The 14,442-nt window shown below is 51.2% G+C and carries 12 protein-coding genes; 6 read left to right on the top strand and 6 right to left on the bottom strand.

Annotation, left to right across the window (positions count from 1 at the left end; all coding sequences use genetic code 11):
- The first annotated feature begins 74 nt into the window (after positions 1 to 74).
- From C7W93_RS12420 to C7W93_RS12410, 3 genes are all read left to right on the top strand, one after another.
- A complete protein-coding gene (locus C7W93_RS12420; RefSeq protein WP_108440286.1) occupies positions 75 to 944 on the top strand; it encodes a Kdo hydroxylase family protein in 870 nt (289 codons plus the stop codon).
- The gene (gene waaA, locus C7W93_RS12415) at positions 944 to 2,236 is read left to right on the top strand and encodes a lipid IV(A) 3-deoxy-D-manno-octulosonic acid transferase (RefSeq protein WP_108440285.1); all 1,293 of its coding nucleotides are present in this window, start codon (positions 944 to 946) and stop codon (positions 2,234 to 2,236) included. The genes C7W93_RS12420 and waaA overlap by 1 nt, the downstream gene beginning before the upstream one ends.
- Before the next feature lie 91 nt (positions 2,237 to 2,327).
- Positions 2,328 to 3,071: a YdcF family protein gene (locus C7W93_RS12410; protein WP_108440284.1), complete on the top strand. Its 744-nt coding sequence runs from the start codon at positions 2,328 to 2,330 to the stop codon at positions 3,069 to 3,071.
- Positions 3,072 to 3,268: 197 nt separating this feature from the next.
- Here the strand turns inward: C7W93_RS12410 and C7W93_RS12405 are convergent, their stop codons facing one another.
- From C7W93_RS12405 to C7W93_RS12395, 3 genes are read right to left on the bottom strand one after another with little or no spacing between them, the layout of a single operon-like run.
- Positions 3,269 to 4,726, bottom strand: a complete 1,458-nt coding sequence (locus tag C7W93_RS12405; protein ID WP_108440283.1) for an efflux transporter outer membrane subunit — start codon at positions 4,724 to 4,726, stop codon at positions 3,269 to 3,271.
- Positions 4,719 to 7,871 carry an efflux RND transporter permease subunit gene (locus C7W93_RS12400; RefSeq protein ID WP_108440282.1) on the bottom strand — a complete coding sequence of 1,051 codons (3,153 nt, stop codon included), beginning with the start codon at positions 7,869 to 7,871 and terminating at the stop codon, positions 4,719 to 4,721. The genes C7W93_RS12405 and C7W93_RS12400 overlap by 8 nt, the downstream gene beginning before the upstream one ends.
- 11 nt (positions 7,872 to 7,882) lie before the next feature.
- On the bottom strand, positions 7,883 to 9,106 hold the full coding sequence (locus tag C7W93_RS12395) for an efflux RND transporter periplasmic adaptor subunit (RefSeq protein ID WP_108440647.1): 1,224 nt from the start codon (positions 9,104 to 9,106) through the stop codon (positions 7,883 to 7,885).
- 221 nt (positions 9,107 to 9,327) lie between these two features.
- Between C7W93_RS12395 and C7W93_RS12390 the strand changes: the two genes are divergently transcribed.
- Entirely contained in the window at positions 9,328 to 9,963 is a 636-nt protein-coding gene (locus C7W93_RS12390; RefSeq protein ID WP_108440281.1) for a TetR family transcriptional regulator, read from the top strand.
- A 97-nt stretch (positions 9,964 to 10,060) separates the two neighbouring features.
- Here C7W93_RS12390 and C7W93_RS12385 read toward each other — a convergent pair whose 3' ends face one another.
- The 3 genes from C7W93_RS12385 to C7W93_RS12375 all read right to left on the bottom strand — a co-directional run bounded on the left by C7W93_RS12385 (position 10,061) and on the right by C7W93_RS12375 (position 12,474).
- Positions 10,061 to 11,374: a TolC family outer membrane protein gene (locus tag C7W93_RS12385; RefSeq protein WP_370446450.1), complete on the bottom strand. Its 1,314-nt coding sequence runs from the start codon at positions 11,372 to 11,374 to the stop codon at positions 10,061 to 10,063.
- A gap of 95 nt (positions 11,375 to 11,469) precedes the next feature.
- Positions 11,470 to 11,793, bottom strand: coding sequence for a rhodanese-like domain-containing protein (locus C7W93_RS12380; protein ID WP_108440279.1), 324 nt, complete (start codon positions 11,791 to 11,793; stop codon positions 11,470 to 11,472).
- Between the two features lie 15 nt (positions 11,794 to 11,808).
- Positions 11,809 to 12,474: a protein-L-isoaspartate O-methyltransferase gene (locus C7W93_RS12375; protein WP_108440278.1), complete on the bottom strand. Its 666-nt coding sequence runs from the start codon at positions 12,472 to 12,474 to the stop codon at positions 11,809 to 11,811.
- 415 nt (positions 12,475 to 12,889) lie between these two features.
- Here C7W93_RS12375 and C7W93_RS12370 point away from each other — a divergent pair, with 415 nt between their 5' ends.
- Both C7W93_RS12370 and C7W93_RS12365 read left to right on the top strand, forming a co-directional pair.
- A complete protein-coding gene (locus tag C7W93_RS12370) occupies positions 12,890 to 13,426 on the top strand; it encodes a DUF1439 domain-containing protein (RefSeq protein ID WP_161539926.1) in 537 nt (178 codons plus the stop codon).
- A gap of 147 nt (positions 13,427 to 13,573) precedes the next feature.
- Entirely contained in the window at positions 13,574 to 14,419 is an 846-nt protein-coding gene (locus tag C7W93_RS12365; RefSeq protein WP_108440276.1) for an undecaprenyl-diphosphate phosphatase, read from the top strand.
- Positions 14,420 to 14,442 lie beyond the last annotated feature (23 nt).

The following is a 14,442-nucleotide window of genomic DNA, read 5'->3' as shown; positions in this document are numbered from 1 at the left end:
AGCTTTGCAAGTAGCCCCTTCGATAAACGCTGCGGAGTGTTCACGCCGTCAACACAACACGGCATAATACGGCGATGGACCAACAAATTCTGCAAATCGATAGTGCCGACTGGCACGTCAGCCACCCCAATCAAACTTGGATTTCTGCATTAGAGGCAGGAAAGTTATTGTATTTCCCCAAACTTACTTTTAAGCTGACGCCAGAAGAGCGTCGCTTTTTAACGCCTGCCGTGCTCGATCCTAAAAGTCGCAATATCAGCCTCAACGCCGATGGTGAGTTAAAGGGCGCACTCGGGGATGCCGCGGAACAGGTCGCATTGGCTGAAATGGTGGGACGTTTTCGGATGCAGGCGCAGGATTTGATCGCTTCGCTATTGCCTGCTTACAGTGAGATCGTGCGCCTGGCCCCAACCAGTTTTCGGCCAATGCAGGTCGAGACCCGTGCGCAATCCTGGCGTGCAGACGACAAACGTATGCATGTGGATGCTTTTCCATCGCGGCCCAATTACGGTGAACGTATTTTGCGGGTGTTTGCCAATCTGAACCCTGATGGCGAGGCGCGCGTATGGCGGGTGGGTGAGCCGTTTGAGGATGTGGCGAAGCGATTCTTACCGAAGGCAAAGGCTTACTCTCGCTGGCAAGCACAAGTGCTGAAAGCGCTACACATCACAAAATCTTTACGGAGTGAATACGATCATCTGATGTTGCAATTGCACGATGGCATGAAGTCGGATCTGGCCTATCAAAGCAATGGCCCGCAGGTGACGATGCCTTTTGCTGCTGGATCGGTCTGGGTCTGTTTTTCTGATCAGACGCCGCATGCCGTCATGTCGGGGCAATACATGATGGAGCAGACCTTGCACCTGCCGCCCACCAAGCAATATGATCCGAGCGCCAGCCCGTTAGCTATTTTGACGCGGCTGACAGGCCGCAACCTAATTTGATGCGGGCGCGGTTGTATCGCCTGCTTTATTCTTGTGTTTGGTGGCTGATCATTCCGCTGGCACTTTGCCGTCTGTGGTGGCGAGGCCGCAAGGAGCCCGGATATCGACAACACATCCCCGAGCGTCTGGGATTTTATCCGCCGATTGATCGCGCCCGAGCGGATTTGCCACCCGCCTATCTATGGGTGCACGCGGTCTCGGTTGGTGAAACCCGGGCTGCCGAACCATTGATCAACATGCTGCTTGCCGGCTATCCGCAACATACCATCTTGTTAACCCATATGACCGCGACTGGTCGTGCCACCGGGCAGGCTTTGTTTGGAACTTCGTCGCGCGTAATACAGAGTTTTTTGCCCTACGATACTGGCTGGATGGTTGGTCGTTTCCTACGCCATTTTTCGCCGCGTTTATGCATTTTGATGGAAACGGAAGTCTGGCCTAATTTAATCGCGCAATGTGGCCGTTATCAGGTGCCGGTAGCGTTGGTGAACGCACGTTTATCTGCGCGCTCTTTACGCCGCGGGAAAAAATTTACGACCTTAATGACAGAAGCGGCAAGCGGCATCAGTTGCGTTGGTGCTCAAACAAGTGATGACGCCGAGCGTATGCGTGAATTAGGTGCACGCAACGTGACAATTACGGGAAATCTTAAGTTTGATGTCGCACCATCAGAGGAGTTAGTCGGCATCGGCAAAGCTATGCGCCAGCAGATTGGAGCCCGACCAGTTTTGTTATGCGCCAGTACGCGGGAGGGCGAAGAAGCGCTGATTCTGGCAGCTCTGTCGAGCTTGCCGCCGATAGACGATCTGTTATTAATCATCGTACCTCGTCACCCCCAACGCTTCGAGGAAGTAGCAAATCTGATTGCTTCCTATCACTTGCCAATGCTGCGGCGTTCGGTCTTGGGATCTGAACAATTGGGGGCAGAAATTAAGGTCATGTTGGGCGATTCAATGGGTGAAATGTTTGCCTATTTCGGCGTGTCGGATGTGGCATTTATAGGCGGAAGCCTGATGCCGCTAGGCGGCCAAAATCTGATTGAAGCCTGCGCCGTAGGGACGCCAGTCCTGATCGGCCCCCATACCTTTAATTTTGCAGCTGTGACGGAGCAAGCGATCGCCGCAGGGGCCGCGTTACGCGTGTCGGATGCGGTCATGATGCTGGGAATGGCTAAGCGATTGTTAGTGACCAAGACTGAACGTCAGGCTATGGGGCAGAATGCCAGCAACTTTGCGCAATTGCATCGTGGTGCGACGGCAAGGACGGTGGCGTTATTGGCAGGGTTGCTATAGCCGCTTCCGGACTAAACGGTGTGATCTAAGGTCAACTTTTTCACGTAATTCAACAAAAAATGTCGTCGATAGAAGGCACCTTGCGCTCATTATGAATACTCTTATCGGTACATTATTCCTACCACCTACTAGTTTGATTTTGCTGTGTTGTATTGGTTTTTTCTTGTATCGACGCTGGCCGCGTTTCGGTATGTCTGTAAGCGCCATTGCGCTGCTCGTATTACTGATTATCAGCACATCCGCTGGTGCCTTATTATTTGTCGCGCCGCTGGAAAATCAAACTCCTGTGCTCAATGCAACCTCGATAAGGGGCGCGCAAGCTATCGTGGTTCTTGGCGGTGGTCGGTTACAGAATGCACCAGAATATGGCGGTGTCGATAGCCCCAGTTATTGGACGCTGGCGCGCTTGCGGTATGCCGCCAGATTACATCGGGAAACGGGATTGCCGGTGCTGGTCGCCGGCGGCAAGCCGGACGGTGGCAACGAATCTGAAGCTGTGGTGATGGCGCGATCTTTGAGAGAGGATTTCGCTACGCCAGTCAAATGGTTGGAGGAAACATCGAATAACTCAGCGCAAAATGCCGCGTTCTCGCAGGGCATTCTGGCACGTGAAAATGTGGGAAAAATTCTTTTAGTGACCGACGCTATTCATATGCCACGCGCAAAAATGATTTTTCAACAGAGTGGGCTGGAAGTCGTCGCCGCCCCGACGATTTTTTTTAGTCATGACAAGTTTTCGATATCCGATTTTGTACCGAGCGGCGAGGGACTGCGGCGCAGTTACTACGCCTTGCATGAGTGGATTGGGATTGCCTGGTACAAATTACGTTATTGATAGTGCTGCACGGATCCTTAAGCAATTGTGAGTTTGCGGTGTGCGGGCAGGCTGGCGCAAGATATCGTCGATGTATTACGTTCGTATTTACCACTCCTCTCACAGTCTATTTCCTTTTGTCTGCCACATAAAAAAGCCCGCAACGCTTATACCGTTGCGGGCCCATCTTTCAACGAAGTTCTATCTCAGTTCGTCGTTTAGTTCACTTTCGGCTGAGCTGCCAGGGCGACTGGCGGCTGCGTAGTCTCATTCAAACCGCCACCCAACGACCGATACAGATCAATCGCATTGTTCAGACGTAATTGGCGCGTCTGAATTAAGGATTGCTGTGCCGAGAACAAATCGCGCTCTGCATCCAGCAGTTCATTCGAACTGGCGATGCCGTTCTTAAAGCGCAGGTCAGTGAGCTTGACTCGCTCTTGTTGCGCCACTAGAAACGCCTGTTGCGCCTCTAATTGCTCATCAAGCGCACCGCGTGCTACCAGCGCATCAGCAACTTCACTAAAGGCGGTCTGAATGGTCTTTTCGTAGTTGGCGATAGCGATGTTCTTACGCACTTCCGACAATGTCAGATTTGCGCGATTACGTCCGCCTTCAAAAATCGGCAACGTCAGTTGCGGAACGAACGACCATGTGCGACTACCTGCAGCAAACAAACTTCCCAGCGAAGAACTGGCATTGCCGATACCCGCAGTCAGTGAAATCTGCGGGAAGAACGCAGCACGGGCTGCGCCGATATTGGCATTCGCTGCACGCAATTGTTGTTCAGCAGAGCGGATATCCGGACGTCGAATCAGCAGGTCGGATGGTAGGCCAGCTGGAATGTCGGTCACAATTTGCTGCGTATCCAGCGCTTGCGCTGCTGGCAGGTCGGTCATCGGCTTGCCTACTAGCAGGGTCAGAGCATTGGTAGCCTGACCACGTTGGCGCACCAAAGTCGCAAAGGCGACACGGGCTGATTGCACCAGTGTTTCCGATACACGCAAGTCCAGCCCCGATGATGCGCCAACTTCAAAGCGCATCTTTGCGAGTTTGTAATCCTGAAGTCGGCTATTCAACGTTTGTTGCGCCAGTTCTTGCTGCTCGGTATATGAGCGCTCAGCCAGATAAGCCTGAGCAACTTGCGAGACTAATGATATTTGTGCCGACAGACGGGCTTCTTCAGTCGAAAGATACGACGCTAGCGCAGCATCTTTCAGGCTACGTACGCGACCAAAGAAATCTAGCTCAAACGCGGTCATGTTAAGACCGACTGCATAACCAGTACCGACCACGGAAGTATTATTAGTGGTCTGGCTGGCGGCAGTACGGCCGCTGGTGCGAGAAAAACTGCCGTCGAAATTTGGCAACGCATCGGCGGCGGTGATGTTGTACTGCGCACGCGCCGCTTCGATATTTAACACTGCGGTACGTAGATCGCGATTGTTTTCAAGCGCCGCTGCGATCAGCGTTTGCAGGCGCTGATCGGGGAAAAACTGACGCCAGCCGAGAGTCACCGCATCCGTTTGAGATTGCGTCGTGGCGAACTCTTCGGCCGGGTAGTTACCCGCGACCGGGGCTGCCGGTCGCACATAGGTTGGGGCCATGCTGCAACCCGACAGAACGCCTGCCAGCAATAGGACGCTGGTCAGGTGTTTCGGTAAAGAATTAAACATGCTCTGCCTCCACATCAATTTTTTTGTTCGCGGCATACATCTTGTTCTGGCGGTCGCTGCCCTTGAAAATCTTACGGACAACTACGAAGAAGACCGGGACCAGGAAGACCGCAAGAACGGTCGCTGTAATCATCCCGCCCATCACGCCAGTACCGATAGCACGTTGACTGCCTGAGCCTGCACCAGTCTTGATCGCCAATGGCAATACGCCAAGAATAAACGCCATCGATGTCATCAGAATCGGACGGAACCGCAGATGTACTGCTTCCAGCGTTGCCTCAATCAGGCCTTTTCCTTGTGCTTGTAGGTCTTTCGCAAATTCGATAATCAGAATCGCATTTTTCGCTGACAAGCCAATAACGGTAATCATCCCGACCTTAAAGTACACATCGTTCGGCATGCCGCGTAACGTTACCCCGAGCAATGCACCGAGAATCCCCAGCGGCACAACTAGCATTACGGCAAACGGAATCGAGGTGCTTTCATACAGCGCAGCCAATACCAGGAATACCGCAATCAGCGACAACAAATACAGCATCGGTGCTTGCGAGCCAGAGGTTTTTTCTTCCAGCGACTGACCGGTCCACTCAAAGCCAAAACCTGGCGGCAACTTAGCTGTCAGTGCTTCCATTTCATCCATCGCTTCGCCAGTGCTATGACCTGGTGATGCGCCGCCCGAAATTTTTACTGCCGGGTAACCGTTGTAGCGCGTCAATTGCACCGGACCGCTAATCCAGTGTGAAGTCATGAATGCCGATAACGGCACCATGGTTCCCGCCGTATTTTTCACGTACAGCTTGGCCAGATCTTCCGGTTGCAAACGTTGTGGTGCATCAGCTTGTACGATTACCCGTTGCTGACGTCCTTGATTCGGGAAGTCATTGACATAGGCAGAACCCAGCGCGGTCGACAATGTGCTGTTGATGCCCGCAAATGACACACCGAGCGCATTCGCTTTATCGCGATCGATGTCGAGTTGCAGCTGTGGCGCATCTTCCAGACCCTCAGGACGTACACCGGCCAATAACTTGCTTTGCGCAGCCATTCCGAGCAATTGGTTACGTGCAGCAGTGAGTTTTTCATGCCCTAAACCAGCGCGGTCTTGCAGTCGGAAAGTGAAACCGGTGGCGTTACCCAGTTCAGGAATCGGCGGCGGATTCAACGGATAAACGATCGCATCTTTGATTGCTGAAAACGCACCAAATGCAGCCCCTGCAATCGCGTCAGCTGATTCAGACGGTCCGCGCTCGCTCCAGTCCTTCAGCGGTGTAAATACCAGACCCGCATTTTGACCGTTACCGGAGAAACTAAAACCGGTAATGGCGACAACGTGGGCAACCGCTGGTAACTTGGCGTAATACGCTTCAATCGTCTTGATCACTTCTAACGTACGATTTTGACTTGCGCCCGGAGGCAACTGCACGTTAGTGATGATATAACCCTGATCTTCGCTAGGTAGGAATGATGCTGGCAGGCGCGCATATAGCAGGCCGACGCAGACCACGATAGCGCCGTACACCAGCATGTAGCGGCCGGTTTTGGTCAGCATCTTCGCGATGAAGCCCTGATAGCTGGTAGTCGTGGCGTTAAAGCGACGATTAAACCAGCCAAAAAAGCCTTTTTTCTCGTGGTGATGTCCCGCTTCTACCGGTTTCAGAATCGTGGCGCACAATGCTGGCGTCAACGTAAATGCCATCAGTACCGAGAAGAACATTGATGCAACCATCGACAAAGAGAACTGGCGATAAATCGCGCCAACTGCACCGCTAAAGAATGCCATCGGGATAAATACGGCGATCAACACTAACGTGATACCGATCAAAGCGCCGGTAATTTGGCCCATTGCTTTACGCGTAGCATCACGTGGCGACAGACCTTCTTCGCTCATGATCCGTTCGACGTTTTCGACCACCACAATGGCGTCATCCACCAGAATACCGATAGCCAGCACCATCCCGAACATCGTCAGAACGTTGATCGAGAAACCGAACAACAGCAGTGTCGCAAAAGTGCCCATCAGCGCCACCGGCACGACAATGGTCGGAATCAGCGTGTAGCGAATGTTCTGCAAAAACAGATACATCACCAGGAACACCAGAATGATCGCCTCGATCAGCGTTTTTACCACTTCTTCGATAGAAATCTTGACGAAGGTTGAAGTGTCGTACGGCACAGTGTATTTCACGCCAGCCGGGAAGTATTTAGACAACTCTTCCATTTTTGCGTGAACTGCTTTCGCAGTGCCGAGAGCATTTGCCGTTGGCGACAACTGGACGCCGACGAATGAGGTCGGTTTGCCATCGAGACGACCTGAAGTAGCGTAAGACTGCCCGCCGATTTCGATACGCGCAACGTCACGTAGACGCACGACCGAGCCGTCTTTGTTGGCGCGCAATTGAATGTTGCCAAATTGCTCAACAGTGGTGAGCTGACCGGTAACGACGACCGTTGCCGAGATTTGTTGCGTACCCGGACTAGGTAAATCGCCGATAGTACCGCCAGCAACCAATGCATTTTGGGCTTGAATAGCATCGGTAACATCACCCGGTGTCAGGTTCAGGCCAACTAGTTTGGCTGGATCAATCCAAATCCGCATTGCACGTTCAGTACCGAATAGCTGAGCCTGACCGACGCCAGCAACCCGCTTGATTTCATTGAGCACGTTACGTGACAAATAGTCACCTAGCGCGATTGGATCAAGTTTGCCGTCTGTCGACGATAAGCCGATAAACATCAAAAAGTTGCTGCGCGATTTGGTAACTTGCACACCTTGTTGGGTGACGGCAGCGGGCAAGCGCGCCTCAACCCGCTTCAAGCGGTTTTGTACGTCCACCGCTGCCAGATCGGCATTGGTGTCAGGCGAGAAGGTGACGGTGATTTGGACTGCACCGTTGGCCTGACTCTGTGACTCGATGTACTGCAAACCATCGGCGCCGTTCATTTCCTGTTCGATCAGGCTGGTGACGCTATCATCCAGCGTTTGTGCTGTAGCGCCGGGATAATTGGCGCTGATGACGATGGTGGGCGGCGCAATCGACGGATATTGCGACACCGGTAATTGCGTGATCGCTAATGCACCCCCGAGCAGGATGAAGATAGCGAGCACCCACGCAAAAACTGGGCGATCAATGAAAAACTTTCCCATCTGGGTGCTCCTTATTTAGCTTTAGATGTTGTGTCTGCGTGCGGAGCGTCAGATGCTGCGGAGGCGGTTACCGGCGTCGCTGCAGCTGGTGTATTCGTCCATGGAATAGTTTTCACTACTGCACCGGGCTTCACTTTCTGCAAGCCTTCTACAATCACTTTGTCACCCGTTTTCAAACCGTCAGTAACGACCCATTTGTCGCCCTGTGCGTTGTCCGCTTTGATAGTCCGTGCTGCCACTTTATTGTCCTTATCGACAACAAAAACGGTCGCGCCGGTCATGTCACGGGTAACTGCCTGTTGCGGCACCGTGATGGCCTGGTCGTTGACTGCCTGTTCCAGTTTTGCGCGGACATACATGCCTGGCAATAAACTGTGGTCGGGATTAGGGAATTCAGCACGAATACTGACAGAGCCGGTAGTGGAATCAACGGTTAAATCCGAAAATAACAACTTGCCGCTTTGCGGATAGGCTTGCCCATCTTCAGTCACTAGCGTGACTTTTGCCTGACCTTGACCAACGCTTTGCAATTGACCATTTTTCATCGCTTGCTGGAGTTTCAGGATGTCGGTACTCGATTGAGTCAGGTTGACGTAGATCGGATCGACTTGCTGGACTGTTGCCAACTGGGTCGCTTCACCTTGGCCTACTAATGCGCCTTCTGTCACCAACGCACGACCGATGCGGCCGGAAATAGGGGAGGTCACGGTCGCGTAGCCAAGATTCAGGCTGGCAGTCTGGCGTGAAGCTTTGGCAGAAGCAACATCGGCAGCCGCTTGTTTTTGCAAGGCGACAGCGTCGTCATAATCCTGCTTGCTGACCGCATTTGCTTCAACCAACGGTTTGTAGCGTTGCGCTTTCAGTGTGGCTTGCGTCAAATTAGCTTCGGCTTTCGCCAGCGATGCTTGGGTGCTTTCGTAAGTTGCTTGCAATGGCGCCGGATCGATCCGGAACAATACTTCGCCAGCCTTGACGTCGCTGCCTTCGCGGAAATTGCGCTTAAGAATAATACCGGCTGCGCGCGCCCGAACTTCGGCAATGCGCGTAGCTTCCAGACGGCCGGGTAATTCGGTCGATAGAGAGAGTCGTTCTGGGGCAATACTAATAACGGATACTTCGGGTGGCGGTGGTGCAGCCGGAGCGGCGGCTTTCTGACCGCAGGCGGCGATTGCTGATAATAACGCTACGGCTAGCGCTATGCGCGTAAAACGATAAAGAGGGCCTACTGAAGTCATAAATTTTCTCGCACGTAATTGAAGAAAAGCATTGGATAAATAAAGATCATGCCGAATTCGGGATTGCATTGCACAATGGGGGAATAATGATCGGCTTCGTTAATGCCAGTTAGGTATAACGCGGTGAACAGTGATATTATACATACATTCACGAATGTATGTGCTCGGGTTCCCTAATATGTTGCACCCGCACATCGATGCACAGTTTGGAGATGCTGAAAATGGCAAGATGTACAAAAGAGGAGGCTCTGGAGACGCGTTCGCGTATTTTAGACGCAGCGGTCGACGTGTTTTATACGCGGGGCGTATCGCAGACTTCATTAGCCGATGTCGCAAACGCGGCAGGTGTTTCTCGAGGGGCGATTTATTGGCATTTCACTAATAAGAGTGATTTGTTTAATGCTATGTGTGAGCGCGTCCGGTTGCCGATGGAAGCCTTGATACGCAACAGCGCGGAAGAAAGTTCTATTGATCCTTTAGGTCAATTTCGTAGCTGGTGTTTATTCGCTCTCGAAGAAGGCGTAAATAATCCTCAAACACGGAAGATAATAGCGACTATATTGCATAAATGCGAATTTGTTGATCCGCAAGATCCGATTTATATGCGTCAGCAAGAATGTTTTTTGCAAGGACGTATTAATATCCAGCGAATTTTGCGATATGCAGTGGCGAAAGGTCAGTTGCCACGCAATCTGGATCCAACGTTATCGGCGATTATGGTGCAGTCTTTATTATCTGGCGTGTTGGATAACTGGCTGTTTAGTCCGGATAGTTTTGATTTAGGTGAACAAGCTACCAAAATAGTCGATCTTTGTATTCATATGCTGACGACAGCGCCGAGTTTGCAAAAAAGCTAATTCGGGGATAGTGCAGAGATGAATATATCAGCCTGCTCGGCTTAATTTAAACCCTAAGCCGAGAGGTGTTTGCGGTCTTTATTTATGCAAATGGATATTAATAATAAGCTGGTATCAATAGTGCATTCACTTGCAGCAGGTCATTCTCTTTTAAGGCACCCGCTGCAGCTTTCAATTTTAGACCATTCATTAACGTGTCATAACGGGCTTTAGCCAAATCCCTGCGCGTTGAAAATAATTGTTGTTCTGCATTTAGCACGTCAATATTGATGCGGACGCCGACCCGATAGCCGAGTTTGTTGGAGTCCAGCGAAGACTGGCTCGAAATTTCCGCGGCTTCTAGCGCCTTTACTTGTGCCAAGCCATTACTCACACCTAAATAAGCCTGGCGGGCGTTCAATGCCGCTGTTCTGCGGGCATTATCCAGATCAGATCGCGCCTTATCTTCCAATGCAATCGCTTGCCTGACTTCGCTATCGACTGCGCCGCCCGAATATAGCGGGATCGTCCATTGCACGCCTATCGAATTCGATGCGCCTGCACCATTCGAGATTGGATTGTTGTTGCCACTAATATGAGAGAAGTTGCGACTTGCCACCAAGTCGACCGTCGGTAAATGACCGGCGCGATTTATTTTGATCTGGCGTTTCGCTGTTTCGAGCGCGATTTGCTGGCCCAAGACATTGTAATTTTGCTCTTCCGCGATGCTGACCCATGGGCCAATCTGGGCCGGTTCGGGGTTGGTCAATTTGACGCTTGGGCGCAAGATTGCCAGTGATGCAGGGGCCTGACCGATAATTTGTTGCAACGTGCTGCGGGCGACTTCCAGATTATTCGTGGCAGCGATTTCCTGCGCTAATACCAGATCAAAGCTGGCTTGCGCCTCGTTGGTATCCGTAATGGTCGCCGTGCCAATTTCAAAATTGCGTTTGGCGGAGGCCAGTTGTTCGGCGATCGCGCTTTCCTGGGCTTTGAGGAACGTTAAAATATCTTGCGCCGCCAACACATCAAAATAAGCTTGTCCGACGCGCAAAATCAAATCCTGCTGAACTTGTGAAAAAGCTACTTCGCTACCGGCAACCAAAAGCTTGGCTTGCGCGTATTGTTCCCAGTTTGCGGGACGATATAGCGGTTGGACTAATTGCAAACCGTATTGATTGCTTGTTTTATTCCAGTTATCACCAGACCGATTGTAAGTGCCGCCTAAACCGATTTGCGGCAGCAATCCAGCGCGCCCCTGAATACTAGCCTCGCGCCCGGCGCTAAGAGCATAACGCGCGCTGGTGTAGACGGCATCATTGGCGAGGGCTTGATAGTAGGTTTGCACCAAATCGAGTGCTTGTGCATTAGCAGGCAACAAAATGCCGGTAATCGGGCCCGCAATGAGCGCCGCAATCAGTGTATTACGGATGTGGCGCATCAAATTCTCCGGGGCGTTCGACAGTCGTGCGATGTTTGGAGCAGGTATTCGGGCAGCAAACGCGTATGCGTCGCGCTGTGCCGACCTCAATAGACTGGCATCGTGCTATCTACTTGCTGCGCCCAGGCGTGGATCCCGCCCGTAAGATTGATCACGTTAGGAAAATTATTGCGTTCTAAAAATGCCGCTACTGACATGCTGCGTGCCCCGTGATGACAGATACAGACAATTTGCTGATCTTCTTCCAACTCGTTCAGACGCGCCGGAATCGTTTGCATCGGGATTAACTGCGCATCAGCGATATGGCAAGTTTGATATTCCCAAGGTTCGCGTACGTCTAGCAAGAACGGCGTTGGACGATCCGGGTCAGCGATCCAGGCAGCTAGTTCAGGAGCAGTTAAATGTTGCATGATCGTCTATGGGGTTTAGAATTTGAAGTGAGAATGCGGCGCGGCATCACGCAAAGGCTTGGCGCTGGTCTCAAATAGATTCCGCGTATCGTAAGCGGAGTCCGAAATGCGCGTAATCACTTGCGCAGTCATGACAGGCGCTTCGCCAATAATGGCGACAATGCGGCCGCCGACCTTTAATTGCGCTAAGAAAGCATCCGGTAATGAGGCCAGTGAACCGGAGATGACGATGACGTCATAGGTCGACTCTTTGCCTTCGGTCCAGCCCTGTGCGCCATTGCCTTCGACAACATCGACGTTTCTAACGCCATAAGCGCTCAGATTTTTTTCAGCAAAATCTTTCAGTCCGGCGTCAATTTCTACTGTGACAACGTGACGGGCTTTGTGCGCTAACAATGCCGCCATGTAACCGGAACCCGTACCGATTTCCAGCACAATTTCATGTTTTTTTACGGCGGCTTCTTGCAGCAGACGCGCTTCGACTTTTGGTGAAAACATGCTTTCGCCGCCGTCGCCCGGCAGTGGTATTTCTGTATCGCTAAAGGCCAGACTTTTGTAAGCGGCCGGGACGAACTCTTCGCGCCGTACCACCGTCAGCAGGTCTAAAATGTCTAACTCCAGCACATTCCAGGGACGGATTTGCTGTTCGATCATATTGAAACGGGCTTGTTCGATATTCATGGCGAAGGCTCAATAACGGGATAAAAGAAGCATTCTATCAAGGTCACCCTCAAAAACCTACAGCGCGGGTCAATCTTGGGTCTGAAATACTGACTTTACTGAAGCGTTTTTAATTTGGCGGCTTGGTTCTTACGATGCCAGCCTGCTTGTCACCTTCAATAAGTCTGCACAATATCCCCATCGCGTATTTATGTTGTGTGAGGCTTTAGCCGCAAGAGCACAGCCTTTTGCAGGTAAAATGCGCCTTTACCAAGTTGCGCCGCTGCGTAAATAATCACAGAATAAATTGCCAAAATGGCATAGTTTTGACGATTTAACCGGCGATGACGATGGGCGGTGGAGATGTCGGATGACAATGCTTACTTTCACCCATGAAATAACTCCAAGGATATCGATGAAATCAACGCGGCTAGTTATGCTCTCCCTTGCTCTGATAGGCGCGGTTTTACTGAGTTCCTGCGCGATGCTGATCGGGCCGCGAGATGTCGATTTTCCATTGGCAAAACTACAAGAATCGCTGAATAAACGTCTGCCCTTCACAAAACGCTATCTCGGATTAATTGAAGTCACCGCCACGCACGCAAATTTAGCGTTGGATGCGACTCAGGGGAGGCTGCTTATCGATATGGACGTCACAATGGCCCTGCCTGTAGCAGGCAAATCCTGGACCGGAAAACTAGCAATATCCGGCGTCATGGCGTTGGACCCTGCGCATAATGCGGTGGTGTTGAACGACACAAAGCTGGATAAAGTTGCAATAGATAACATGGATGGTGCTTATAACGGTCAGGCAACGCAAATCGGCGGTTTACTGGCGCGCGAATTATTGCAGACCATTCCTTTATATACTTTTAAGCCGGAAGACTTGCGTTATGTCGGTGTCACATTTGCGCCGACCAAGATCGTCACAAAGGCTGATCGCCTCGTGGTAACCTTTGAGCCGCAAAAATGAGTCGCGGCTGTCTTTATGCCGATCACCGCCCGTTTGCGCTTGTGCTTTTGATTGACCCTGTTTAAAGAAACCCGCGAGTTCGGACTGCGGGTTTTTTTATGACATTTCGTGGCTTCACTTTATTTATCACCATAACTTAACAAAAGCATGGATCTTCTCTTAGCGTTAAAAGTCATCATCATGGGTGTGGTCGAAGGATTGACCGAATTTCTCCCGATTTCATCAACTGGTCATTTAATACTCGCAGGAAGTTTGCTGGATTTTACCGCCGACATCGGTCGCGGCAAGGCAGAAGTATTTGAAATTGCGATTCAGGCTGGTGCCATTTTTGCGGTCTGTTGGGAATATCGGGCGCGTATTGCCGCTGTTTTACGTGGCTTAACCACCCAGCGCAGCGCGCAAAAGTTAGTCTTAAATTTGATCATTGCTTTTATTCCCGCTGCCATATTGGGTTTGCTGTTTAGCAAAATGATCAAAGAGAAATTATTCTCTCCAATTCCCGTCGCAATCGCGCTGGTCGTTGGCGGCTTGATTATTTTATGGGTCGAGCGTCGCAATAAAAATCGCCAACATGCTATCCGTGTCGATACTGTTGACGATATGACCGCACTCGATGCTCTCAAAATCGGGATTGCACAAGCCTTTGCGTTAATTCCCGGCACCAGTCGGTCTGGCGCGACGATTATTGGCGGCATGATGTTTGGCCTGTCACGCAAAGCTGCCACCGAATTTTCTTTTTTTCTGGCGATTCCCACGCTATTCGCCGCTACCATTTATTCGCTCTACAAAGATCGTGCCTTATTAAGTGCCGCCGATATTCCGCTGTTTTCGCTCGGAACTGTTGCGGCATTTATTTCTGCATTCTTTTGCGTGCGCTGGTTGTTGCGCTATATCAGCAATCATGATTTCACCGCGTTTGCCTGGTATCGGATTGCGTTCGGTTTGATTATTTTGATTTCCAGTTTTACCGGTGTCATGGATTGGGAGCATTAATTACTTCGTGTCTTTGCTGATGT

Source organism: Glaciimonas sp. PCH181 (assembly GCF_003056055.1).
In the GTDB taxonomy this organism is placed as follows: domain Bacteria; phylum Pseudomonadota; class Gammaproteobacteria; order Burkholderiales; family Burkholderiaceae_D; genus Glaciimonas.
The sequence above is the reverse complement of the archived record's forward strand: the minus strand, read 5'-3'. Positions and strand labels throughout refer to the sequence as shown.

Excerpts from the sequence above, each read along its gene's own strand:
- C7W93_RS12420 (WP_108440286.1), top strand. The coding sequence starts at position 75 with ATGGACCAACAAATTCTGCAAATCGATAGTGCCGACTGGCACGTCAGC.
- waaA (WP_108440285.1), top strand. The coding sequence starts at position 944 with ATGCGGGCGCGGTTGTATCGCCTGCTTTATTCTTGTGTTTGGTGGCTG.
- C7W93_RS12410 (WP_108440284.1), top strand. The coding sequence starts at position 2,328 with ATGAATACTCTTATCGGTACATTATTCCTACCACCTACTAGTTTGATT.
- C7W93_RS12405 (WP_108440283.1), bottom strand. The coding sequence starts at position 4,726 with ATGTTTAATTCTTTACCGAAACACCTGACCAGCGTCCTATTGCTGGCA.
- C7W93_RS12400 (WP_108440282.1), bottom strand. The coding sequence starts at position 7,871 with ATGGGAAAGTTTTTCATTGATCGCCCAGTTTTTGCGTGGGTGCTCGCT.
- C7W93_RS12395 (WP_108440647.1), bottom strand. The coding sequence starts at position 9,106 with ATGACTTCAGTAGGCCCTCTTTATCGTTTTACGCGCATAGCGCTAGCC.
- C7W93_RS12390 (WP_108440281.1), top strand. The coding sequence starts at position 9,328 with ATGGCAAGATGTACAAAAGAGGAGGCTCTGGAGACGCGTTCGCGTATT.
- C7W93_RS12380 (WP_108440279.1), bottom strand. The coding sequence starts at position 11,793 with ATGCAACATTTAACTGCTCCTGAACTAGCTGCCTGGATCGCTGACCCG.
- C7W93_RS12375 (WP_108440278.1), bottom strand. The coding sequence starts at position 12,474 with ATGAATATCGAACAAGCCCGTTTCAATATGATCGAACAGCAAATCCGT.
- C7W93_RS12370 (WP_161539926.1), top strand. The coding sequence starts at position 12,890 with ATGCTCTCCCTTGCTCTGATAGGCGCGGTTTTACTGAGTTCCTGCGCG.
- C7W93_RS12365 (WP_108440276.1), top strand. The coding sequence starts at position 13,574 with ATGGATCTTCTCTTAGCGTTAAAAGTCATCATCATGGGTGTGGTCGAA.